Origin of the sequence: Faecalibacterium sp. Marseille-P9312, assembly GCF_902497445.1 — a bacterium.
GTDB lineage: Bacteria > Bacillota > Clostridia > Oscillospirales > Ruminococcaceae > Faecalibacterium > Faecalibacterium longum.
Genome location: NZ_CABVEW010000009.1, coordinates 21,683 through 44,246, shown reverse-complemented (window position 1 = coordinate 44,246; position 22,564 = coordinate 21,683). Strand labels below are relative to the sequence as shown.

19 protein-coding genes and 1 tRNA gene are annotated in these 22,564 nt (G+C 60.0%); 10 read left to right on the top strand and 10 right to left on the bottom strand.

Translation table 11 applies throughout. From position 1 onward, the window contains the following. Positions 1-79 precede the first annotated feature (79 nt). The 4 genes from F3G95_RS08395 to F3G95_RS08375 all read right to left on the bottom strand — a co-directional run bounded on the left by F3G95_RS08395 (position 80) and on the right by F3G95_RS08375 (position 5,066). On the bottom strand, positions 80-619 hold the full coding sequence (locus F3G95_RS08395) for a phosphoribosyltransferase family protein (RefSeq protein ID WP_149794589.1): 540 nt from the start codon (positions 617-619) through the stop codon (positions 80-82). A gap of 29 nt (positions 620-648) precedes the next feature. After that, complete coding sequence (locus tag F3G95_RS08390) at positions 649-981, bottom strand: histidine triad nucleotide-binding protein (RefSeq protein WP_015565136.1); 333 nt, start codon at positions 979-981, stop codon at positions 649-651. A 265-nt stretch (positions 982-1,246) separates the two neighbouring features. Next, entirely contained in the window at positions 1,247-3,907 is a 2,661-nt protein-coding gene (alaS, locus tag F3G95_RS08385) for an alanine--tRNA ligase (RefSeq protein WP_149794588.1), read from the bottom strand. A 421-nt stretch (positions 3,908-4,328) separates the two neighbouring features. After that, the gene (locus tag F3G95_RS08375; RefSeq protein WP_149794587.1) at positions 4,329-5,066 is read right to left on the bottom strand and encodes a hypothetical protein; all 738 of its coding nucleotides are present in this window, start codon (positions 5,064-5,066) and stop codon (positions 4,329-4,331) included. Positions 5,067-5,286: 220 nt separating this feature from the next. Between F3G95_RS08375 and F3G95_RS08370 the strand changes: the two genes are divergently transcribed. Then, the gene (locus F3G95_RS08370) at positions 5,287-6,237 is read left to right on the top strand and encodes an RluA family pseudouridine synthase (protein ID WP_149794586.1); all 951 of its coding nucleotides are present in this window, start codon (positions 5,287-5,289) and stop codon (positions 6,235-6,237) included. Between the two features lie 59 nt (positions 6,238-6,296). Here F3G95_RS08370 and F3G95_RS08365 read toward each other — a convergent pair whose 3' ends face one another. Together F3G95_RS08365 and F3G95_RS08360 are read right to left on the bottom strand one after the other, a co-directional pair. Continuing rightward, entirely contained in the window at positions 6,297-6,935 is a 639-nt protein-coding gene (locus F3G95_RS08365) for a nuclease-related domain-containing protein (protein WP_149794585.1), read from the bottom strand. Positions 6,936-6,940: 5 nt separating this feature from the next. Further along, positions 6,941-7,960, bottom strand: coding sequence for an alpha-hydroxy-acid oxidizing protein (locus F3G95_RS08360; RefSeq protein WP_149794584.1), 1,020 nt, complete (start codon positions 7,958-7,960; stop codon positions 6,941-6,943). A 253-nt stretch (positions 7,961-8,213) separates the two neighbouring features. On the opposite strand from F3G95_RS08360, the gene F3G95_RS08355 reads away from it, so the two are divergent. Continuing rightward, positions 8,214-8,305, top strand: a tRNA-Ser gene (locus F3G95_RS08355). A gap of 62 nt (positions 8,306-8,367) precedes the next feature. After that, the gene (locus F3G95_RS08350) at positions 8,368-9,051 is read left to right on the top strand and encodes a gamma-glutamyl-gamma-aminobutyrate hydrolase family protein (RefSeq protein ID WP_149794583.1); all 684 of its coding nucleotides are present in this window, start codon (positions 8,368-8,370) and stop codon (positions 9,049-9,051) included. 816 nt (positions 9,052-9,867) lie between these two features. Here the strand turns inward: F3G95_RS08350 and F3G95_RS08345 are convergent. Continuing rightward, a complete protein-coding gene (locus tag F3G95_RS08345) occupies positions 9,868-10,377 on the bottom strand; it encodes an AAA family ATPase (RefSeq protein ID WP_149794582.1) in 510 nt (169 codons plus the stop codon). A 137-nt stretch (positions 10,378-10,514) separates the two neighbouring features. Between F3G95_RS08345 and F3G95_RS08340 the strand changes: the two genes are divergently transcribed. Further along, entirely contained in the window at positions 10,515-11,369 is an 855-nt protein-coding gene (locus F3G95_RS08340; protein ID WP_149794581.1) for a hypothetical protein, read from the top strand. Positions 11,370-11,461: 92 nt separating this feature from the next. On the opposite strand, the gene citC is transcribed toward F3G95_RS08340, so the two are convergent. Genes citC through F3G95_RS08325 form a run of 3 tightly spaced genes read right to left on the bottom strand, consistent with a single transcriptional unit; the run spans position 11,462 to position 14,732 of the window. After that, positions 11,462-12,505 carry a [citrate (pro-3S)-lyase] ligase gene (gene citC, locus F3G95_RS08335; RefSeq protein WP_149794580.1) on the bottom strand — a complete coding sequence of 348 codons (1,044 nt, stop codon included), beginning with the start codon at positions 12,503-12,505 and terminating at the stop codon, positions 11,462-11,464. Continuing rightward, the gene (citG, locus tag F3G95_RS08330) at positions 12,498-13,865 is read right to left on the bottom strand and encodes a triphosphoribosyl-dephospho-CoA synthase CitG (RefSeq protein ID WP_149794579.1); all 1,368 of its coding nucleotides are present in this window, start codon (positions 13,863-13,865) and stop codon (positions 12,498-12,500) included. The genes citC and citG overlap by 8 nt, the downstream gene beginning before the upstream one ends. A gap of 12 nt (positions 13,866-13,877) precedes the next feature. Further along, entirely contained in the window at positions 13,878-14,732 is an 855-nt protein-coding gene (locus F3G95_RS08325) for a LysR family transcriptional regulator (protein ID WP_149794578.1), read from the bottom strand. A 528-nt stretch (positions 14,733-15,260) separates the two neighbouring features. On the opposite strand from F3G95_RS08325, the gene cas3 reads away from it, so the two are divergent. The 6 genes from cas3 to cas1c all read left to right on the top strand — a co-directional run bounded on the left by cas3 (position 15,261) and on the right by cas1c (position 22,564). After that, positions 15,261-17,441: a CRISPR-associated helicase Cas3' gene (gene cas3, locus F3G95_RS08320; protein ID WP_149794577.1), complete on the top strand. Its 2,181-nt coding sequence runs from the start codon at positions 15,261-15,263 to the stop codon at positions 17,439-17,441. 77 nt (positions 17,442-17,518) lie between these two features. After that, the gene (gene cas5c / locus F3G95_RS08315; protein ID WP_149794576.1) at positions 17,519-18,217 is read left to right on the top strand and encodes a type I-C CRISPR-associated protein Cas5c; all 699 of its coding nucleotides are present in this window, start codon (positions 17,519-17,521) and stop codon (positions 18,215-18,217) included. Next, positions 18,214-19,977 carry a type I-C CRISPR-associated protein Cas8c/Csd1 gene (gene cas8c, locus F3G95_RS08310; protein WP_149794575.1) on the top strand — a complete coding sequence of 588 codons (1,764 nt, stop codon included), beginning with the start codon at positions 18,214-18,216 and terminating at the stop codon, positions 19,975-19,977. Before cas5c ends, cas8c begins: the two co-directional genes overlap by 4 nt. Positions 19,978-19,980: 3 nt before the next feature. Continuing rightward, positions 19,981-20,865, top strand: coding sequence for a type I-C CRISPR-associated protein Cas7/Csd2 (cas7c, locus tag F3G95_RS08305; RefSeq protein ID WP_149794574.1), 885 nt, complete (start codon positions 19,981-19,983; stop codon positions 20,863-20,865). Continuing rightward, complete coding sequence (gene cas4 / locus F3G95_RS08300) at positions 20,865-21,536, top strand: CRISPR-associated protein Cas4 (RefSeq protein WP_149794573.1); 672 nt, start codon at positions 20,865-20,867, stop codon at positions 21,534-21,536. Before cas7c ends, cas4 begins: the two co-directional genes overlap by 1 nt. Next, positions 21,533-22,564: a type I-C CRISPR-associated endonuclease Cas1c gene (cas1c, locus tag F3G95_RS08295; protein WP_149794572.1), complete on the top strand. Its 1,032-nt coding sequence runs from the start codon at positions 21,533-21,535 to the stop codon at positions 22,562-22,564. Before cas4 ends, cas1c begins: the two co-directional genes overlap by 4 nt.

The following is a 22,564-nucleotide window of genomic DNA, read 5'->3' as shown; positions in this document are numbered from 1 at the left end:
TCTGCGGCAAAAATGAGCACAACGCTAACACACCCAGCGCACTCAGGCAGAACGCGCAGAGCGGGCGTCGCATATCGGTTTAGTGGAGGAACAGAGGCAGCGGCTCGAGGAAGATGATGTCCTTGCGCTGGGCAGCATCACCCTCGGCCAGAACGGCGGCCTGACCCACGATGGTACACTGGGTCTGCTCGGCCAGCTTGTCCAGAGCCTTGAGAGAGCCGCCGGTGGAAATGACATCATCCACGACCAGCACCCGCTTGCCGCTCATCTTGTCCAGCTCCTTGCGGTCGATGACCAGCTTCTGCTTGCCAGCAGTGGTGATGGACTGGTCCTCGACGACAACAGGGTCGGGCATATACAGCTTGACGCCCTTGCGTGCGCAGACGTAGGGCTTGCCGCTCTGGCGGCTCATCTCGTGAGCCAGCGGGATGCCCTTGGCCTCAGCGGTCAGCAGGATGTCAAAATCCGGGCATTTCTTGAGCAGCTCAGCGGCAGCAGCCACCGTCAGCTCGGCGTCGCCCAGCATGATGAAGGCCGCAATGTCCATGTGGTCGTTCACCTTGCAGATGGTCAGCTCACGGGTCAGGCCCGCGACATTCAGCGTATAAGTCTTAGCCATATTCAACGATCTCCCTTACTTTTTCGGAATCAGACAGGCAGCTTCTCGCCGCCCAGAACATGGAAGTGCAGATGCTTGACGGTCTGGCCGGCGTCCTCGCCCACATTGGAGATGACGCGGTAGCCGTTGTCGAGGCCCTGCTCCTTGGCAAGCTTTGCGATGACCGCAAACACATGGCCCAGCAGAGCGCCGTCTTCCTCGGTCAGCGCAGCGGCCGAGGGAATGTGCTTTTTGGGGATGACCAGGAAATGCACCTTGGCCTGCGGGGCGATGTCATAGAATGCCACCACCTGCTCGTCCTCATAGAGCTTCTTCGAGGGGATGTCCCCCGCTGCAATTTTGCAAAACAGACAATCTTCCATGGGAATCGCTCCTTCCTACTTTCTATCATCTGGATACTGCGGCGTATTGTCAAGCCTCTCCCCTTGGGAGAGGTGTCTGCGAAGCAGACGGAGAGGGCAAGGACGCTGACAAGAAATTAAAAGCACAGCGACACTATCGCTCTGACAAAGCTCTTGCCTATCACGCTGCCGCAGCTCTGGGGCCACAGGCTTGCCCTCTCAGTCACCTGCGGTGACAGCTCTCCCAAAGGGAGAGCCTTTCACGCGCAGCTCCTTTGTCCCAACATCAGCCCAGCTGCTTCTCCACGATGCCCTTGACAGCTGCCAGAGCCTCGTCGATCTTGGTCTCGTCCTTCAGACCGGCCATAGCGAAATCAGGCTTGCCGCCGCCCTTGCCGCCTGCGATGGCAGAGATCTCCTTGACGAGATTGCCGGCCTTCAGACCCTTTGCCTGAGCGTCCTTGGTCACGGTAACGGCCATGGTGATCTTGTCGTCAGACTTGCCCACCAGAACAGCCACAGCAGCAGCCTTGGCACTGTCACGGATGGTGTCGCACATGCCGCGCAGGGTGTCGCCGGAGGTGCCGGTGAAGTAAGCGGAAGCGATCTTGACGTCGCCGACGGTCTCAGCGTTGTCGAACAGGCTGGTGACCTTGGAAGCAGCGACCTTTGCCTTGATGTCCTCCAGCTCCTTGCTCATGGCCTTGTTCTCAGCCATGACAGCCTCCGCACGAACGGGCAGAGCGGCGACGTTGTTTGCCTTCAGGGTGTTCGCCACAGTGTGCAGCATCGCTTCCTGCATATTGGCACGGATCAGCAGATTGCGGCCGGTGACAGCCTCGATACGGCGGATGCCGGCAGCAACAGAGGACTCGCTGACGATCTTGAAGCCGCCAATCTGAGCGGTGTTCTTGACGTGGGTGCCGCCGCAGAACTCGGTGGACCAGCCCTCAATATCAACAACACGGACGACCTTGCCGTACTTCTCGCCGAACAGAGCCATAGCGCCCAGCTTCTTGGCCTCTTCGATGGGCATCTCCTTGACAGTGACGTTCATCGATTCGAAGATCTTGTCGTTGACGATCTTCTGCACACGGACCAGCTCCTCGGGAGTGACAGCGCTGAAGTGGGTGAAATCGAAGTGGGTGATGGAAGCGTCCTGATAGGAGCCCGCCTGATGGACGTGGTCGCCCAGGACCTCGCGCAGAGCTGCCTGCAGCAGGTGGGTAGCGGTGTGGTTGCGGGCGATGGCCATGCGGTATTCCTTATCCACGCGGGCGGTCAGATGGTCGCCGACATGGACGATGCCGCTCTCGAGGGTGCAGGTGTGGACGTAGTAGCCCTTCGGGGTCTTCTTGACGTCCTGCACGCGCAGCACGCACTCAGCGCCGGTGATAACGCCGTGGTCTGCGGCCTGACCGCCCATCTCAGCGTAGAACGGGGTCTTATCGAGAACGACCAGCACGCCTTCCTTGGCCTGCTCGTCGGTGGCGATGGCGTCGGTCAGAGTCTCCTCGTCGCTCAGAGCCACAACGACGCTGTCGCTCTTGAGGGTGTCGTAGCCCACGAACTCGGTGGGTTCAGCGGTCAGAGTGCCGAACAGGTCTTCGCTCCAGCCGGAGATGTTCTTCTTGAGGCGCTCTGCACGGGCGCGCTCCTTCTGCTTGGTCATCTCGGCGTGGAAGCCTTCCTCGTCGATCTCGATGCCCTGCTCCGCAGCGATCTCCTTGGTCAGGTCGAGGGGGAAGCCGAAGGTATCGTTCAGCTTGAAGACGTCCAGACCCTTCAGCAGGTGCTCGTGAGCCTTTTCCAGACCGTCGATCATGTTGTTCAGGATGTTCATGCCGGCGTCGATGGTGCGGGCAAAGTTTGCCTCCTCGGTGCCGATGACCTTCTTGATATAGGCGTCGTGCTCACGCAGCTCGGGGTAAGCGGACTCGCTGGACTGGATGACCGTCTCCACCAGCTCCACGAGGAAGGGGCGGCTGATGCCCAGCATACGGCCATGGCGGGCAGCGCGGCGGAGCAGACGGCGCAGCACATAGCCGCGGCCCTCGTTGGAGGGCAGGATGCCGTCCGACACCATGAAGGTGCAGCTGCGGATGTGGTCGGTGATGACGCGGATGGAGATGTCCTCCTTGGGGTCGGCACCGTAGGTCTTGCCGGCGATGTGCTCCACATGGTGCAGCACGCTCTGGACGGTATCGACCTCGAACAGGTTGCCCACGCCCTGCATCACGCAGGCCAGACGCTCCAGACCCATGCCGGTATCAATGTTGGGGCGTGCCAGACGCTCGTAATGGCCCTTGCCGTCGGCGTCGAACTGGCTGAACACCAGGTTCCAGATCTCCATATAGCGGTCGCAGTCACAGCCCACGCCGCAGGTCGGCTTGCCGCAGCCGTACTCGGGGCCGCGGTCGAAGTAGATCTCAGAGCAGGGGCCGCACGGGCCGGAGCCGTGCTCCCAGAAGTTGTCTTCCTTGCCCAGACGGACCATGTGGTCGGGGGCAACGCCCACCTTCTTGGTCCAGATGTCGTAAGCCTCATCGTCCTCTTTGTAGACGGAGATGTGCAGCTTATCCTTCGGGATAGCCATCCACTCGTCGGAAGTCAGGAACTCCCATGCCCAGGGAATGACCTCTTCCTTGAAGTAATCCTGGAAAGAGAAGTTGCCCAGCATCTCGAAGAAGGTGCCGTGGCGGGCAGTGATGCCCACGCGCTCGATGTCAGGGGTGCGGATGCACTTCTGGCAGGTAGTCACGCGATGACGGGGCGGCTCCTCCTGAGCGAGGAACCACTTCTTCATAGGTGCCATGCCGCTGTTGATGAGCAGCAGGCTGGGGTCGTTCTTCGGGACGAGCGGGAAGCTGTCCAGACGCAGGTGTCCCTTGCCCTCAAAGAAGGTAAGGTACTTGTCACGCAGTTCATTCAAACCGGTCCATTGCATAGTTTTAATCTCTCCTCGTGTATCGGCGTCCTCCTCCGGACGCAGTTTTTATGGCAGTCGGGCAAAAAACAAAAAACAGCCCTCATCCCGAAAAGGGACGAAGGCTGTCTGAAAAGCTCCGTGGTACCACCCAAATTGCAGAAATGCCGCCGGGGCGCTCCTGCCGCTTTGTGCGCTGTAACGCTGCGCAGCGTCCGGTTTGTTTCGCCGGAAGCTCCGGGGTGGCGTAAAAAATGCTCTGCCGGAACGTCTTTCAGCCAAGGGCGTTCTCTCTGGGCGGCGGCACACATCCTTCTGGCCCCATCCTTGCCATTTGCCATAATTACCATTCACGCGCAAAGGGCATACTGCTCCTTTGCGTTCATTTCAGATTATAGCATAGTCAGGCCATTTGTCAACGGGTTTTCCCAAAAATCGCGCGTCACGGTACCCAGATGCGGAGGATATTGCTAACGACGCCGTCCTTTGTGAAGACGGTGGTGTTGTAAGGCGTCCAGTTGTCCTTGTCCTCCGAGACGGCCTTGCCCACCTCGATGATGCCGCTCGTCTCCACCGGCACAGCGTCCACGCTGGCGGAGCTGTCGCTGAGGGTCACACTGTCGTCCACGGGCAGCACGAGTTCTCCCATCATGTAGTAGACCGGGTAGTCGTCGTAGGTGACGGTGCGGTAGATGTCGCCGCTGCGCCAGAGGTCTACGCCGCCCTCTTCGATGCCGCCGTTGATGGAGACGGTGCCGTTCTCTTCATTCTTTTCGATTTTTTCCACAGTCACGTTCTGTGCTTCCACAGCGCCGTCCAGATGGGTGCTGAAAACGCTGCCCACATCCAGCGCGTCCACGTCCTCGGCGCGGTAAGCGTCGTAGCCGTAGACCGTCAGGGTCATCTGGCGCTTCTTGGTGTCCACGCTCGAGATGTTCGCGGCGAACTTATAGGAGCCGGTCTTCATCTCTTCAAGACTGCCCTGGTCGATGGGCATCATGACGCCCTCTTCGCCGGGCAGGACGCGCACTTCGCTGCTCACCTCTTCCACTTCACTGGCGGCGGGCATCGAACCGGCCATGCCGCTGGCGGCACTGGCAGCGCTGGCAGAGCTGCATCCGGCCAGCATCCCCAGAGCCAGAACGCCTGCAAGGAGCATCCGTTTCTTGTCGTTCGTCATATCAATACCTTCTTCCCTCTTCAATCATGTAAGGCTCTCATTATACCATAAATGGAGATTCGATGATGAAACCATCGTTAAATTCCGATGAATTCTTTTTGCACCGGCACAGTATACTCTTGTTTTTTGAAAAAGTAAACAACCAACTTGACGTAAGAAGGCGGATTCGCTACAATAAAAGCAAATCTTAACCTATTCTTAATTTAGAGAGGAAACTTCCGTGAAAATATTGAAAGTAAAATGTCTCGCCCCCACCCGGCTGGACAACTATCTGATGCAGCAATTCCCCGCGCTGAACCCAGGCCGTCTGAACAAGGCCCTGCGTGAAAATAAAATCAAACTGAACGGCAAAAAGCAGCCGCTCTCCACCCGCGTGATGGCAGGCGATGAGATCAAGCTGTTCATCCTTGACGATGTTCTGGACGCTGACAAGCGTGTGGACGGCCCGGCGTGGAAAAACGCCCGCGGCCCGGCGCAGGTGGTGTACGACTGTCCGCAGATCCTCATCGTCAACAAGCCCGCCGGCCTCGCTGTGGACGGTCCCGACGACGACACCCTGCTGAACCGCGCTCTGCTCTACCTCAACCAGCAGGGCGAGTACAAGGAGAATGACGTCTACACCCCCGCCCTCTGCCACCGCCTCGACACCGGCACCAGCGGTCTTGTCATCATCGCAAAGACGCCGGAGGCCGAGGAACTGTTCCTCGCCGCCATCAAGAGCCGCGAGGTGAAAAAGACTTACCTCTGCGTCACCTTTGGCCGTCCCACGCCCCCGGACGCCACCCTCGGCGGCTACTTGCTCAAGGACGCCGACCGCGGCATCGTGAAGATCGTGGAGGACAAGCAGCCGGGTGCCAAGGACGTGGAGACCCGCTACGAGACCATCGCCGTCTCCGGCCGTCTGGCTCTGCTCAAGGTGCAGCTCATCACCGGCCGCACCCACCAGATCCGCGCCCACATGGCAAGCATCGGCTGCCCCATCCTCGGCGACAGCAAGTACGGCAACAATACCGCCAACCGCGAACTGAAGCTCAAATATCAGGCCCTCTGTGCGTGGGAGCTGACCATGCCCCACTTCAACCAGCCCGATTTCGAGTTTCTCAGCGGCAAGACCTTCCACGCCCCGAAACCGTGGTACTATCAGCAGGTGCTGGATGGAACGCTGAAGTAATTTTTGATCATACAAACAAAAGCGGCGTCGCAGTTTCAGTCTGCGATGCCGCTTTTTGTTTACATATGATACCTTTCGTGTATCTTTCTGGCGTGTTCCATTTTCTGTTCTTCTGATACCTGTGTATAGGGATACAGTTCACGATAGTACCGGTCAATCATTTCGTCGGACAATAGGCTTCCGTACGCTTCCGCATTTGCCTTTACGCTCGACAGAAGTTCTTTTCTTTGTACCACATAATAGTTATCCGTATTTTGTCTAATATCCATCAGCCTGCATTCGTCTCCGAACACAATGTAAGAGTAAATATTGACTCGTGTATCTCCCAAAACCCATTGAAGCGCCTTTATATGCGTATCATTCTGCCAGATTGGGTTATAAAATTTATACTTCTGGCTGCCGCCCTTTCCATCAGAAAAGCTTTGCGTCCAATATCTCTGATTCTCACTTCCGAATATCCAACCGCTGTAGTTTTTGGATTCAATCACATAGATTCCCGATTCATGAATCAGAATCAAATCCACTTCTGTAACGTCTCCATTTTCTGTCGGGAGATAGCAATTCGGAAGCATCGCCTTACAGCCGCTTAGTTTTTCCAATGTGTCATAGATTTTGCTTTCGCCGCATTGACCTCTGTTCCGGCCTCCAAAGCTCACTATGACATAGCATATCAGGACAAGCACAATAACCCAAATCATAAATTTTAGACCCGCACCATATCTGCGGTAATCTCCTCAATGGAGTGCGCGCCGCACATCTGCATGGTGTCGGCCAGCTCACCGGCCAGTTTGTCGATGTAGCACTTGACGCCTTCCTCACCGCCGCCGTAGACAGCCGTGACGAAGGGGCGGCAGATGAGCACGCCGTCCGCACCCAGTGCCAGTGCCTTGAAGACGTCCACACCGGTGCGGATGCCGCCGTCCACCAGGACCTTGACACCGGTACCCTTGAGGGCGGCGGCGATCTCAGGCAGGACCTCGGCGGTAGCAGGACACTGGTCGAGGACGCGGCCGCCGTGGTTGGATACCACGATGGCGGCGGCACCGGCCTCCTTGGCCTTCAGCGCGCCCTTGACGGTCATGACGCCCTTGACGATGAAGGGACGCTCGGCCAGCTTGACGATCTCAGCCAGTTCGGCCACGCTCTTGCTGCCGGCCGGAGGGGTCATGTTCTTGAGGAAGGGCAGACCGGCGGCATCCACGTCCATTGCCACGGCGAAGCAGCCGCTGGCCTTGGCCTGTGCCATCTTCTCTTTAATGGTGTCGATGTTCCAGGGCTTGATGGTCGGCACGCCGCAGCCATCGGCATTGCCAATGGCCTTGGTGGCCATGGTCATAACGTCAGGATTGGTGCCGTCGCCGGTAAAGGCGGCGATACCGCTCTCGGCGCAGGCGCGCACCAGCACGTCGTTGTAGGTCATGTCGGTGTAGGTATCGGAGTAGTGGAGGTTCACCGCACCCACAGGGCCGGCGAAGAAGGGGTATTTGAAGCTGCGGCCGAACAGCTCCACGTGGGTGTCGGGGGTGCCGTTCTCGCAGAGGGTATCCATGTTCACACGGATGTCGGCCCACTTATTATAATTGCGGATGGCCGTGTCGCCCACGCCCTTTGCGCCGGGGCCGGGGATCTGATTCTTGCAGGCCACGCCGTTGCACACCGGGCAGGCCTTGCAGTATTTGCCGATGCACTCGCGGGCATTGGCCAAAACATCTGAATAATTCATCTGTTTTTCCTCCTGAATTCCTTTTGTTTTCCGCAGAGTTTCCCGCTCTGCATACTCTCTGCCCTCATCATAGCCCCGTTTGCCGCCTGCGTCAAGGGGGTCTTCGTCTCCTTTTCATTTTTAGCCATCGAAGCTGCGTCATTTTTGAAAAAATGCAAACTTTTTTGAAAAAATGCTTGACAAAAGACCTTCTTTCAGGTATTATAGTGGAGCGCTGAGGGCCGCGGCCCGAAGCACTGAGAACTGAAGATGTGGAAAGATGGCTGAGTTGGTCTAAGGCGCACGACTGGAAATCGTGTAACGTGTCAAAAGCGTTCTGGGGTTCGAATCCCCATCTTTCCGCCACAAAACCCAGAACCGATGGTTCTGGGTTTTTGTTATATCCAGAAGTTGAAAGGATGCTTGTTATGTCTGTCACCATCGCCATGCCCCGGATGAGCACTGACCCGGAGCTTACCACCGCACAGTCAAAATATGTGGAAAGTCTGGCCCGGGCCGGTGCCGAGGTACACTGGGTAGAGCTTTCCGACCCGGATGCCGCTGCAGCCGAAGCGCTGACCTGCGACGGACTCTTGCTGCCGGGCGGCGGTGACATGGACCCTACCTTCTACGGGCAGGAGCGCATCCCCGCCTGCGGCGAGCCGAACCTTCTGCGGGACGCCGCCGAGCCGAAGCTGCTGCGGGCGTTCCTCGCGGCAGACAAGCCGGTTCTGGGCATCTGCCGGGGCATTCAGGTGATGAACGTCGTGCTGGGCGGCACGCTGTATCAGGACATCAAGCCTTTCGAGCACATTCCCCACAATGACCACTGGGCGAAAGTCCATACCGTTACGGTGCGGCGGGGGACCCTGCTGTCCCGCCTGCTGGGGCAGGACACCGTGCTCGTCAACAGCCAGCACCATCAGGCGGCAGACCGCATTGCCCCCGAATTAGAAATAGCCGCCCTCAGCGAGGACGGCATTGTGGAAGCACTGGAAAAGCCGGACGCGCACTTCTGCCTCGGCGTCCAGTGGCACCCGGAGTGGCTCAGCGACGCGGACCCGGCACAGCAGGGGCTGTTTGGGGCGTTTGTCGAAGCCTGTAAAGGTTAAGTGTATCGCGCGCCTGCGCGGGGTCAGTTTTTTCTTTTGGTCAAATGGCTATGCGCTCCGCGCGGGCCAGAGGCGGGGCTGGTTTTTTCTTTGAGCTGGTTCTCGCGCTGGTGGCGCGGGGCTGGTTTTTTCTTTTGGTCAAGCGGCTTTGCGCTCCGCGCGGGCCAGAGATAGGGAGGGGTGTTTCGAATCCCCCCTCCCTACCTCTGGACTCCACTCTCCCCGCAACGAGTTAAGGGCTGCTCGCCCTTAACGATTCCGAAGATGAGGTCGAAACGGAAAAAAGCTAGTCGCTGCGCTTAACGCTTTTTTCTCGTTTCTCCAATTTGCTGCTTCGCAGCAGACTTTACGCCCTTGCTGAACGTAAAGTCCTGCTGAAACGTAACACCATCGGCGAAGCCGTAAATCGGAGAAGTGAGAAAAATGTGCAACAGCGACGACCGCCGCCTGCGGCGGATACAGGGAGGAGCTGTTGGGGCCGCGGTCAGCAGGACACGAGTGCCACTCAAGGCACGAAGTGGTCGCTGGGCACCGCAACCCGTCTTAGCGAAGCGACTAGCTTTTTTCCGTTTCGACTACTCCTTCGGGGTCTGAAAGGGGCGAGCAGCCCCTTTCTCGTGGATCCAGCGCGTCGAAATCGCTGGTGGTTTTCTGGTTCTCTTTTGACATCAAAAGAGAACCATTAGCCTTAATGAAAAAGCGCTCTGCCCCGCGCACAGGCGCGAGAACCATTTCTAGTTCTCTTTTGGCACGCAAAAGAGAACTTAACCTCGCGTAACCGCGCTCTACCCCCGCGCCACCGGCGCGACAACCAGTTCAAAGTTCCTTTAAGAACCCATCCAGCTCCCGCTGGTTTCGTATCATCACATACTTTTCGGGGTACTTTTCCCCGATCCTCTCCATCTTCGCCCACTTTTGCTTTGTACGCCCATCGTGGAGGATCCAGCGGACGAATTCGGCATCTATCTTCTCTTCGCACCCGGGCGCAGACGACTCCCTCACACGGCCTTTGTTCTGCTGCCAGCGCCGTATCGCCCGCCAAAGGCAGACCAGCGGTGAAAACCAGAGCACGATGATTTTATCCGCTTCTTTCAGCCGACGGGCATAGCAGGTCTTGCTATAATTGCCGTCGATGACCCAGCCGCCTGCGTTCTCGTCGAGAAACTGCCGGACAATGGCTTCTTCCTCGGCGAAGGGCCGCTCCACCCAGCCGGGCAGGAAATGCACGGTATCCATATGGAGCACCGGCAGGCCGTATCTCTCCCCCAGGCGCTTTGCCAGCGTGGATTTTCCGCTGCCGCTGGTGCCAAGTATCGCTATTTTCATCTCTGCCTCCCTTTACCTTATATAAGACGTACCAGACAGTATACGCTGACCGTCTGATAACGTCAAGTTCCGGCTTGACATTTCGTCTGCCTGCTCGTATGCTATAATCATAGAGTCTATGACAGGAGGTCTTGCAGATGGCATCTCCAAAAAAACGTGTCAATCCGCTGTTTGTTGCTTTAGCGGTCGTGCTGGTGGCCGTAGCGGCCGCTGTGGGCGTGGTCTTTTTCCAGCTGCACAGCAAAATCTCGGCTCTGCAAACCGGTGCATCCTTCACCTTCCGGTATGAGATAGCGCCCAACAGCCCGGATAAGCCGCCGCTGCTGAACATCCTCGAGCGGGTGAACGCTTCCAGCGGAAGCGTCAGCGGGCAGTATGCGCCCGGAAAGCTGCAGCTTTCCTTCTACCAGCTCAACGAAGACGACTCCGTCAAGACGTCTCCCTTCACCCGGGTCTATATCGACTCGGAAGAGACGCTCTTCGACATCGGGCAGCTCTACACCGTTCTGCGTCAGGCTGTCACCGATAAACTCTCCCTCGCAAGTGTTCTTCTGCCCGAGTGGAGTCTGGGAGACTACATCTCCCAGACGCAGGCTGCCGCCGTGCTGGGCGTCGAGACGAACAAGGTCGAGCTGCAGGACCTTTCCGGCTTCACCCTCTCGCTCAAAGGGCTGAAAAAAGTCTCTCCTTCCGCCGCGCGAGACGGCTACCGCTACTATCAGTTCCCCGCCGCAGCCGACGGCACGACCCTCGTGCTCGGCTTTTCGACGGACGCTCTCTTCTCGAAGACCACGCCCATCCATGTGCTGCTGACCATCCCGGACCACAACGTCCACATCCAGCTCACCGGCACGGTGACTTCTGCCAAGACGGTGCTCTCTCCCCCGGCTTCCCGGATGAGTGACGAGGACATCGCCACGCTGGCTCAGATACGCCAGAGCATCGAGTCTGTCTGGAAGATGATACAGTCCGCCGCCCAGACCACAAACTGAATGATACCAAAAAAGCAGACGCTTTGTGCAGCGTCTGCTTTTTTGGTTTGCACTTTTCGTTGTCATGACCACAGAGAGAGAGGAAGTTTTTCTCAGTAATGCACGACATTGCCCGCATTGCGGATGCGTACCAGCACCGGCTCTGCCTCCGGGCTGCGGAAATAGTCGAGGCTGGTCTTGGGCAGCAGCGTCTCGAGGGTATCCCAGTCGCCGCTCTGCAGGCACTGGCGGACGGTGGAAGCACTGATGGCCTTGCCGTTTGCTTCTTTGCGGGGTACAACGACACACTCGATACCCGCTTTGGGCAGCTGCTCGCACATGATCTGGTTGTAAAGCCCCGTCACCTGACTGGCAGGCTCCTCGCCCACATAGCGGGCAGTGATGTTCAGCGCCGCCGCGATTTTCGTAAAGACGGCGAGGTCCAGCCGGGCATGGCCGTCGATGACAGCTGCCTCATCCTTCAGGAAGTAGCTGGGGAAGGTGGCATTCGAGATGATGTAGGGGCCGCTGTCGTGGAGCACCACATTCGGCAGATGGGCCACGCCCGCCGCCACCAGCTTCCTGCGCACGGCGAAAGGCACGAGGCTGGCGTCCTCACTGACTACGAACAGGTGGAGCGTGTCGCAGGCGGCAGCGGCTCTTTCCACAAGATACTGATGACCGAGGGTAAAAGGGTTCGCGTTCATGACGAGGGCCGCACTTTTGCCCTCGGTCCTGGTCTTTTCCAGATCGCGCAGATAGGCCCCGAAGCCGTCGCGGCGGTTCTCCATGAAGACAAGGGTATCCTCCACCCGGGCGATCTCGTAGAAGCCGAGGTCGCCGAAAAACTTGGAGCTTTTCACCTTGGTGTAGAGAAACAGGTGCATATTCCCCCGCGCGCACTGCACCTCGATGAGGTGGGTGATAATCTGGTTCAGCAGACCCTCGCCCTGATGGGCGCTGCTGACGGCGAAGCACCGCAGGGTGTTGCCGAAGCAGCTGCCGGTGCCGATGACGTTGTATTCCTCGTCGAACATGGCGCAGATGTAGTCCAGATTGCCGTCGCGGCGGATGCCCTCCTGACCCAGCAGTGTGTCGATTTGGGCCAGAACGGTTTTATCGGTCGGATAGACCTGCGAAATGGTATATTCACTCATCGATATTCCCCTCAGTAGTAACAAAATGGAGCAGCCAGGTCAGCGCCAGCAGGTCGGCACTGCCGCCGGGCGAGAGATTTTCTGCAATGAACCGGTCATCCAGCGCCGCAAGGGCATCTTTATCCGGGTAAGGTATCTGGGCGAGAAGGGCTTTCAGCTCTTCGGTGAGGGCCAGCTGACGCTCCCGGCTCGAGCGGGCAATGATGTTGGTATCGGTGCTGTTGGCCAGGATGGCCAGCAGTGCGCCGCCGCCGGCGCGGTCGAAGTCGTAACCCTTGGCAAGGCCCTCTTCCAGCACCGGCAGACCGACATTCAGCACTGCGGGAAGTCCAGCTTCCACCTGCCCGCGCACACCAGTGATGCCGTACCGGATATAAAGCTTCTGGCCCACGGTAGCGGCGTTCTCGGCAGTGACGCCTGCAAAGTCCTTCTCGGTCAGGCCCGCCGTCATGGCGGATACTTCCGCCAGCACCCGGGCAGCGTCGGCCCAAAGGGAGCGGTCGAGGCGTCCCAGCGCCGCGCAGACGATGCCCACCGAAAAGACCGCGCCCTTGTGGGTGTTGACGCCGCCGGTGGCGTCCAGCATCTCGCCCTCGGCCTCACGACCCAGAGGCCGCAGGGCCGCGAACGTCTCGGGCGCGGGCTGTTCCGCCGTCTCGCGGCCCGTCCGGGCGCAGGCTTCAAAATAGGGGTAGAGCGCCGCGGCGCTGTCCATGAAGGTGAAGACGTCCATATCTTTATGGCTTCCGCTGTTGCGCCGGTCCACAAGGCCGGGCTTCGGGGTGGTGGTCACTTCGTAGAGCAGGGCGCGGACGGCCAGACGGGCCGCGTCGGCGATGTCCTGCGCGTCCCGGGCCTCGGTCAGGATCTCCGTCGTCTTTTCCTGCAGTTCGGCCACGGTATGGATGCGGCGGCTGCTGCACACCTTAGCAGGCCCGCCGCAGATAAGACAGCGGCGGCCTTCGAGGTTCAGCTCCTCTCTGTCCACTTTGAGGCCGTCCGGACGGATGACGTCCATGTCGAACAGCCGCCCCAGCGGGGTAGCGTCCTCGATGTCGGTGGTGAATTTCTTGATGGTCAGCGGGTCGGCGTCCAGCACATAGAATGCCTCACAGCCGGTCACTTCCCGGACGGCGTCCTGATACAGCGGCGTCAGCTTTGCCCGCAGAAACTGCTGGCGCAGCAGCTGACGCCCCCGCCCAAAGCCCCGCCGGATGAGGGACGAATCCTTTACCGGGCCGCAGATATTCATGGTAAAGCAGATGAGAGGCTTGTGGTACCGGGCCAGCAGCTCCTGCTGGTGCTGCACCCGGCGCTCCCGTGCATCCAGCATCTGGATCAGCGAAACAGTCGTTTCCATGTTTTTCTCCTCTCAGCGGTGCTTTTTGAGCATGTCCATAAAGAGCTGCACCTGCGGCAGGGCGGCTGCGTCTCTCTGGCAGAAAATATAGGTACGCCGGACGAAGGGCTCGCCGTTCTCGAAGGTGCAGGGCTTGACATAGCCCTTGAAGTTCTCCAGCGCCACTTCCGGCATCAGCGCCCAGCCAAGGCCCCGCTCCACCATCTCGCGGCAGACCATGATGTTATCCACCACAAAATTGCCCGCATCGTTGGTCACGCCGTTCTCGTAGCGCCAGCGGGCCATCTGGGCGCTGATGGTGGCGTCGCTGCTGTGGTCGATATAAAGGTAATCGGAGATGGGTCTGTCCTTGTTCTCCTCGCTGCAGATCAGGCAGATATTCTCCTGCGAGAGCAGGAACTGGGTGCCGTCCCACGGATACTCGCCCCGCAGCACTGCCACGTCCAGCGAGGAATCCAGCATCTGCTGGTAGATGTTCCGGCTGTGGCCGGTAGCGATGTCGAGGCGTACCTTCGGGTAGGCTTTGTGGTATTCCGTCAGCACCTCGGGCAGACGGTAGTAGGAGAAGTTCACCGAGATGCCTGCCCGCAGGGTGCCGCAGGCTTCGCCCTGGATGGAGGCCAGCTGGCGGCGCATCTTTTCCATCTCGCGGGCGGCGGCGGCGCTGTGGAGCAGCACCTGTTCACCGGCCGGCGTGAAGCGGATGCCCTGCCGTGAGCGCAGGACGATCTCCACCCCCAGCTCCTGTTCCAGCGCCTTGATGCGCTTGGAAAGTGCCGACTGGGTCATGTACAGTTTGTCCGCTGCGTGGGTGATGTTGCGCGTCTCGTCCAGCGCGTGCAGCAGCTCGTAATCTTTTTCGTCCATCGTAGCTCTCCCCCTATTGCCCTTTATTTTATCATTCCTGTTTGCGCTTCATCCAGGCGCATTTTGCTCAGATTCCATATCTGTTATTCATAATACAACAGATTTCAGTAAATGAAAAGGGGGATATTCGCCTTGATTTTCCCGAAAGTCCATTCCCAGATGGAATAACTCAGCACTTTTCTTGCAGTTTTCTTAACCCTGCCTTAATTCCATCTTAATGCGGCGTTGTTGTACACAACATCTTCATTTTTTCTCTGCCGACGGGCGGTCTTCCTCCCGCAGTACAGCAAACGCAGTTCTCTTTTCATTTTTGCCTGAAAAATCAGAAAAAGTCCAGTTTATTGGACATTATTTGCATTATCATAAAAACAAGAAAATACTCGTTTCTTTCTTCTTTGGCACATTGCAGATTTTTCCGTCTGTTTTTTGTGCAACGTCCCAGAATTTTTCGTTGAAAAGCGCGTTTTGTTGACAGCCGCTTTTTCAAAAGCGTATCCTTATTGCAAACCAGAGTCAGGAGGTCATTTTATGGAGCACTCCACACGTCTTGCCCACATCAGCGAGGACGGCACCCGCACCCAGACCGTCTACGACCATCTCGCCGGCACTGCCAGACTGGCCGGTTCCTTCGCAGCCCCCTTCGGGGCGCAGAGCGAGGCCGAATTTGCCGCGTGGCTCCACGACGTCGGGAAGTACAGCGACGCCTTCCAGCTGCGGCTCAAAGGCGGCCCCAAGGTGGACCACTCCACCGCCGGGGCGCAGGAGGCCTGGGTTCGCCAACATCTCCACACTGCCTTTGCCGTGGCCGGACACCACAGCGGCCTGCCCGACGGCGGGAGCCCCGCCGATGACCCGGGCGACGCCACCCTGTTTGGCCGGAGCAAGAAGCCGGTAGCCCCCTACGACGGCTGGCAGGAAGTAACGCTCCCCGCCTCGACGCCGCCCGCGTGGGCCTGCGCCGACCCGCTGAGCCTCGCGTTCTTTACCCGGATGCTCTACTCCTGCCTCGTAGACGCCGACTTCATCGACACCGAGACCTTCATGGACGGCAAGGCCGCACCCCGGGGCAGCGGCACGGACATCGCCGCGCTGCGGGACATCGTCTCGGCACAGGCGCAGCGCTATCTCAGGGCCGAGTCGCCCTCACCCGTCAGCGTCCAGCGCAACACCGTCCTCCGCGCCTGTCTCGAGAAAGGCGCGCACGGCCCGCAGGGGCTCTACACCCTCACCGTACCCACCGGCGGCGGCAAGACCTTCGCCTCCCTCGCCTTTGCGCTGGAGCACGCCGCCGCCCAGAAGATGAAGCGGGTCATCTACGTCATCCCTTATATGTCCATCATCGATCAGACCGCCGCCGTCTTCTCGGGCCTGTTGGGCGCAGAAAATGTTCTGGCCGACTTCTCCAACGCCGAGTACAAGACTGTTGAGCAGGACGACCTGACCCCCGCCCAGTACCGCCAGATGCTGGCCAGCGAAAACTGGGACGCCCCCGTCGTGGTGACGACGGCGGTGCAGTTCTTCGAGTCGCTCTACGCCAACCGCAGCAGCCGCTGCCGCAAGCTCCACAACATCGCCGACAGCGTCATCATCTTCGACGAGGCGCAGACCCTCCCGGGCGACTACCTTGCCCCCTGCGTCAGCGCCATCGCCCAGCTCATCCAGCATTACCACTCCACGGCCATCCTCTGCACGGCCACCCAGCCTGCCCTTGAGCCGCTGTTCCGGCACTTTGCGCCGGAGCTCCACCCGCAGGAGATCACGCCCGACGCGGCCCGCCTCTACGAAGTGCTCCGGCGCACCACCCTGCAAGACCTCGGCACCCTGCCGCAGGAGGAGTTCGCCGCCCGGCTGGCAAATCATCCGCAGGTGCTCTGCGTGGTCAACCGCCGCAAGACGGCCCAGCAGCTCTACGCTGCTCTGCCCGCCGAGGGCAGCTACTGCCTGACCACCCTGCTCTGCGCCGCCGACCGCCGCCGTCAGCTGGACGCCATCCGCCAGCGGCTGAAAAAGGGTCTGCCCTGCCGGGTGGTGTCCACCTCTCTCATCGAGGCGGGCGTGGACGTGGATTTTCCCGTCGCTTACCGGGAGCAGTGCGGTCTTGACTCGCTCTTACAGACTGCCGGGCGCTGCAACCGCGAGGGGCGGCGGGGCGCAGAGGAAAGCATCGTCTACCGGTTCCGGCTGGACGAGTGTTCCACGCCCCAGATGCTCAGGCAGAACGTCAGCGCGCTGGACTACACCGCCCGGCATCAATCCATGCTCGACACTCCCAAAGCCATCAAAGCTTACTTTGAGGAGCTTCTTGAGCTGCGCGGCATGCCTTCTGATTTGAGCGTTCCCAACGCTATAGACAAACATGGGATTCTGGGTGCCTTTCTCCGGGGCATCCGTGGCTGCCAGCTCCCCTTTGCACAGGTGGCGGAGGAATTCCGCCTTATCGAGAACGCTGCTCGCACGGTCTATCTGCCCGTCGGCGAGGGGGCGGCCCTCTGTGAACAACTGCAAAGCGGACACGTCACCCGGACGCTGCTGCGGAAGCTGGGCGTTTACAGTGTCTCCTGTTATAAGGACCAGTTCGACAAGCTCGACGCCGCCGGGGCGCTGGAACTGCGGCCCGATGGTTCCGCCATCCTCACCGACACCAGCTGCTACAGTGAAAAGACCGGCCTTGCCATGGATGTGGAGACGGGCATCGGCCTTTACTTCTAAAAGAAAGAGGTGGTTGCAATGGCTAACATTCATCTTCGTCTGAAAATTCAACTTCACCTAGAAAGGAGGCGATGCTGATGTCCATGCTCATTGAGGTATGGGGCGACTATGCTTGTTTCACTCGTCCGGAAATGAAGACCGAGCGTGTGAGCTACGACATGATCACTCCATCCGCTGCGCGGGGCCTTGTGGAGGCCATCTACTGGCACCCCGGGCTGCGCTACACCATCGATGCCATCTATCTGCTCAAGCCCTTCGGCCTTGACCCCGAGGACGAAGCGTCCACCGAGGAGTACACCCAGCGGCCCATCCGGTTCACCAACATCCGGCGCAACGAGGTCAAGTCCACCCTGCTGTCCTCCGCCGCCCTCAGTGCGGCCAAGGGCGGCACGCCGCCGGTGCTCTACACCTCGGAGGACATCCAGCAGCGGGCCGCGATGGTCCTGCAGGACGTCCACTACGTCATCGAGTGCCACTTTGATTTGACGGACAAGGCCGCCCCCAGCGACAATCCCGGCAAGTTCCAGGACATCCTGCGCCGACGCCTGCGCAAAGGTCAGTGCTATCACCAGCCCTGTTTCGGGTGCCGGGAGTTCCCGGCCAATTTCCGGGAATGGCCGGGCGGCAGCATTCCGGCGCTGAAGGTCACGCAGGACCTCGGCTTCATGCTCCACAGCCTCGATTACTCTGATCCGGCCAACATCCGCAGCCAGTTCTTCCGCGCAAAACTGGTGGACGGCGTGATGGAATGCCGGGACGTGGAGGTGTTTACATGATACTCCAAGCACTCACCGCCTATTATGAACAGCTCTTGAAGCAGGGCAAGGTGGAGGCCCCCGGCTGGGACAGTAAGTTCAAGGTCAGCTATGAACTGCGCCTCGGCCCCGACGGCCAGCTCCTCGCCCTCAACGACCTGCGGCAGGAAGTCCCCAAGGGCAAAAAGACCGTCATCGCCCCCCGTGAGCTCCCTGTCCCCCACCGGGTCAAGCGCGCCTCCGGCGTCGCCGCGAACTTTTTGTGCGACAATACGTCCTATCTGCTGGGCGCAGACGAGAAGGGCAAGCCCGAGCGCTCCCGCCAGTGCTTCGAGGCCTGTGCCGCCCTTCACCACAAGGTTCTCGACGGCGTGGACTCCCCTGCCGCCAAAGCCATCCTCGCCTTTTTTGACAGCTGGGAGCCGGATACAGCCCCCACCCACCCGCTGCTGGCAGAGCAGTGGGCCGACCTGAACAACAACGCGAACCTTGTGTTCGGCTACGAATCCCCCGACGGCGCCCACTGGCTGGCCACCACAGATGACGCCATCCGGGACGCCTGGCAGTCCGCCTTTGACACCTCTGATGCCGACGCCGAGACGGCCCGCTGCCTCATCACCGGCAAAGAGGCCGGCATCGCCCGCATCCACCCCGCCATCAAAGGTGTGATGGGCGCACAGGCCGCCGGTGCGGCGCTGGTCTCCTTCAATGCGCCCGCTTTCTGCTCCTATGGCCATGAGCAGGGTGCCAACGCCCCCGTCAGCGAGTACGCGGCTTTCGCCTACACCACGGCCCTCAATCTGCTGCTGGCTGACCGGAACTGCTGTCAGCGCATCGGCGACACCACCATCGTCTGCTGGGCCGAAAACGCCGTTCCCGCCTACTCAAACGCCATGCTGATGTTTTTCTGCGGCGGTTCCGAGGCGCGCGGCGTCTCGGAAAGCGACCTTGCCGCCGCACTGAAAGCCCTTTCTCAGGGACGCCCCGTCTCCTTCCTCGATGACAAGCTGGACCCGAACCAGAACTTCTATGTGCTGGGCATCTCGCCCAACGCGGCCCGGCTCTCTGTCCGGTTCTTCCTGCACAGCAGCTTCGGACAGTTTGCCAAAAATCTGCAGGACCACGCCGACCGGCTCGAAATCACCCGCCCCGCCTTCGACAAGCGGGAAAACCTGTCGGTCTGGGCGCTGGCGCAGGAGACGGTCAACCAGAGATCCCGGGACAAAAATCCATCGCCTCAGCTGGTGGGCGATCTGCTCCGGGCCATCCTCACCGGCGGGCCGTACCCCGCCACTCTGCTCAACGGCGTGACCCTCCGCATCCGGGCCGAACGGGAAGTCACCCGGGGCCGCGCCGCCATCCTGAAAGCCTACTATCTCCGCAACTACCCCACCGAGCTCAACAAGGAGGTATTTACCGTGAGCCTGAACGAAAGCAGCAATGTCCCCTATGTTCTGGGGCGTCTCTTCTCTGTGCTGGAGACGATCCAGAGCGTCGCCAATCCCGGCATCAATGCCACCATCAAAGACCGGTACTTCAACTCGGCCTGTGCCACTCCGGCAACGGCCTTCCCTACGCTGGTCAAGCTGGCTCAGAAGCATCTGCAGAAGATGAGCACCCCCAACGAGGTGCATTTCAGCAAACAGCTCACCGAGCTGATGGCCCAGCTGCCCGAGACAGGCTTCCCGGCACGGCTCAGCCTGCCGGAGCAGGGTGCCTTTGAGATCGGCTACTACCACCAGACCCAGAAACGCTACGCCAAAAAGAATGAGGAGGAATAAACCATGTCTGAGCCCATCAAGAACCGCTATGATTTCGTCATCCTGTTCGACGTCGAGAACGGCAACCCCAACGGCGACCCCGACGCAGGCAATATGCCCCGTATCGACCCCGAGACGGGCTACGGTCTGGTGACCGATGTCTGCCTCAAGCGGAAGATCCGCAACTATGTCGAGACCCTGAAAGAGGACGAAAAAGGCTATCGTATCTACATCAAGGACGGCGTTCCCCTCAACCGCAGCGACGCCGAGGCCATCAAAACTCTGGGCATCGACCCCGACCTGAAAGCCGCCAAAAAGGCCGACCCCGACATCGATTCCAGGCTGCGGGACTATATGTGCGAGAACTACTTCGACATCCGCACCTTCGGTGCTGTCATGACCACCTTCGTCAAGGGTGCGCTGAACTGCGGTCAGGTGCGCGGCCCCGTCCAGCTGAGCTTTGCCCGGTCGGTGGACCCCATCGTCCCGCAGGAAGTCACCATCACCCGCGTGGCCATCACCACCGAGGCCGATGCCGAGAAGAAGGGTACTGAGATGGGCCGCAAGCACATCGTGCCTTACGCCCTCTACCGCGCCGAGGGCTATGTCTCGGCCAACCTCGCCCGGAAGACCACCGGCTTCTCCGAGGATGATTTAAAGCTTCTGTGGACTGCCATCCTGAATATGTTCGAGAACGACCACAGCGCCGCCCGGGGCAAGATGGCCGTGCGGGAGCTCATCGTGTTCAAGCACGATTCTGAGCTGGGCAATGCCCCGGCCTACAAGCTCTTCGACTCCGTCACCGTCGAGCGCAAGCCCGATGTGGGCGCCGCCCGCAGCTACCGCGACTACACCGTCACGGTGGCAGACACTCTGCCGGAAGGAGTCACCTGCGAGAGGCTGTCCTGATGGGCGGCCCGGACGATTGGCTGCCCTTGTCGGGCATCCAGCACTTCTGCTTCTGCCGCCGCCAGTGGGCGCTCATCCATCTGGAACAGCAGTGGGCGGAGAACCGCCGCACCGTCGAAGGCCAGCTCGACCACGCCCGCTGTCATGACGCAAACCAGACCGAACGGCGCGGCGGCCTGCTCATCACCCGAGGAATGCAGGTGGTCAGCCGTCGGCTGGGCCTGAGCGGAAACTGCGACGTCGTCGAGTTCCGGGCCGACCCGGAGGGCATCCCGCTGCAAAACGCGGAAGGACTCTGGAAGCCCATGCCTGTCGAGTACAAGCATGGCCGCGCCAAGGCCAGCGACGCCGACCGGCTGCAGCTCTGCGCACAGGCCATGGCGCTGGAAGAGATGCTGGTGTGCAGCATCCCGGAGGGTGCGCTCTTCTACGAGGAAACGCGGCGGCGGGAGGTCGTGCCGCTGACCGAAGAACTCCGCCAGGCCACCCAGAAGATGGCCGATGAGATGCACACCTATTTTGCCCGGGGCTATACCCCCAAGTCGAAGCCCGGCACCCACTGCAGCGCCTGCTCCCTCAAAGAGCTCTGCCTCCCCGTGCTGTATCAGCGTGCCGACCCAAAAGCCTATCTCCGCACCCATCTGGACGAGATGCAGGAGGCCGCGCCATGAGAAAGTTTTTGAACACGCTCTACGTCCTCAACAAGGACGCCTACCTTTCCCTCGAGGGGGAGAACATCGTCCTGCTCTGCAACAAGGCTGAAATGGGCCGGGTCCCGCTCCACACGCTGGAAGGCATCGTCTGCTTCAGCTATCCCGGCGCAAGCCCTGCCCTGATGGGCAAATGCGCCCGCCTCGGGGTCGATTTGAGCTTTTTCAGCCCGCAGGGCCGCTTTCTGGCCCGGGCTGTAGGCGAAGAGCGGGGCAACGTCCTGCTGCGGCAGACCCAGTACCGCATCGCAGACAGCGAGGCAGAGAGCTGTCTCTATGCGCGCAATTTCATCCTGGGCAAAGTCTATAACGCCCGCTGGGTGCTGGAACGGGCCACCCGCGACCACCCCCAGCGGGTGCCGGTGGAACAGCTCAAGCGCACCAGCGCCCAGCTGGCGGCAGCGCTGCCCCTCATCGAGCAGTGCGACGACCTCGACCAGCTTCGCGGCCTGGAGGGCGAGGCGGCACAGCGGTATTTCGACTGCTTTGATTCCCTCACCCTGCAGCAGCACGATGTTTTTGCCTCCCCCGGCGGGAGCCGCCGCCCGCCGCTGGACAATACCAATGCCCTGCTCTCTTTCGCTTATTCGCTTCTGGCCTCCGACTGCACAGCGGCTCTTCAGAGTGTGGGCCTCGACCCCTACGTCGGCTTTCTCCACCGCGCCCGGCCCGGGTGCAGGAGCCTCGCCCTCGACCTCATGGAAGAGCTGCGCACTGTTTACGCCGACCGTTTTGCGCTCTCCTGCATCAACCAGAAAATCATGACGCCGAAGCATTTCCAGAAGCAGGAGAACGGGGCTGTTCTTCTCACCGATGAGGGCCGCCGCGCCTTTCTGGGCGGGTGGCAGACCCGCAAACAGGAGACCATCACCCACCCGTTCCTGAACGAAAAGCTTCCGTGGGGCCTCGTGCCTTATGTGCAGGCTCTGCTTCTGGCCCGCACCCTGCGGGGCGATATGGAGCTTTACCCGCCATTTTTCTGGAAGTGA

Excerpts from the sequence above, each read along its gene's own strand:
- F3G95_RS08395 (WP_149794589.1), bottom strand. The coding sequence starts at position 619 with ATGGCTAAGACTTATACGCTGAATGTCGCGGGCCTGACCCGTGAGCTG.
- F3G95_RS08390 (WP_015565136.1), bottom strand. The coding sequence starts at position 981 with ATGGAAGATTGTCTGTTTTGCAAAATTGCAGCGGGGGACATCCCCTCG.
- alaS (WP_149794588.1), bottom strand. The coding sequence starts at position 3,907 with ATGCAATGGACCGGTTTGAATGAACTGCGTGACAAGTACCTTACCTTC.
- F3G95_RS08375 (WP_149794587.1), bottom strand. The coding sequence starts at position 5,066 with ATGACGAACGACAAGAAACGGATGCTCCTTGCAGGCGTTCTGGCTCTG.
- F3G95_RS08365 (WP_149794585.1), bottom strand. The coding sequence starts at position 6,935 with ATGATTTGGGTTATTGTGCTTGTCCTGATATGCTATGTCATAGTGAGC.
- F3G95_RS08360 (WP_149794584.1), bottom strand. The coding sequence starts at position 7,960 with ATGAATTATTCAGATGTTTTGGCCAATGCCCGCGAGTGCATCGGCAAA.
- F3G95_RS08350 (WP_149794583.1), top strand. The coding sequence starts at position 8,368 with ATGTCTGTCACCATCGCCATGCCCCGGATGAGCACTGACCCGGAGCTT.
- F3G95_RS08345 (WP_149794582.1), bottom strand. The coding sequence starts at position 10,377 with ATGAAAATAGCGATACTTGGCACCAGCGGCAGCGGAAAATCCACGCTG.
- F3G95_RS08340 (WP_149794581.1), top strand. The coding sequence starts at position 10,515 with ATGGCATCTCCAAAAAAACGTGTCAATCCGCTGTTTGTTGCTTTAGCG.
- citC (WP_149794580.1), bottom strand. The coding sequence starts at position 12,505 with ATGAGTGAATATACCATTTCGCAGGTCTATCCGACCGATAAAACCGTT.
- citG (WP_149794579.1), bottom strand. The coding sequence starts at position 13,865 with ATGGAAACGACTGTTTCGCTGATCCAGATGCTGGATGCACGGGAGCGC.
- F3G95_RS08325 (WP_149794578.1), bottom strand. The coding sequence starts at position 14,732 with ATGGACGAAAAAGATTACGAGCTGCTGCACGCGCTGGACGAGACGCGC.
- cas3 (WP_149794577.1), top strand. The coding sequence starts at position 15,261 with ATGGAGCACTCCACACGTCTTGCCCACATCAGCGAGGACGGCACCCGC.
- cas5c (WP_149794576.1), top strand. The coding sequence starts at position 17,519 with ATGTCCATGCTCATTGAGGTATGGGGCGACTATGCTTGTTTCACTCGT.
- cas8c (WP_149794575.1), top strand. The coding sequence starts at position 18,214 with ATGATACTCCAAGCACTCACCGCCTATTATGAACAGCTCTTGAAGCAG.
- cas7c (WP_149794574.1), top strand. The coding sequence starts at position 19,981 with ATGTCTGAGCCCATCAAGAACCGCTATGATTTCGTCATCCTGTTCGAC.
- cas4 (WP_149794573.1), top strand. The coding sequence starts at position 20,865 with ATGGGCGGCCCGGACGATTGGCTGCCCTTGTCGGGCATCCAGCACTTC.
- cas1c (WP_149794572.1), top strand. The coding sequence starts at position 21,533 with ATGAGAAAGTTTTTGAACACGCTCTACGTCCTCAACAAGGACGCCTAC.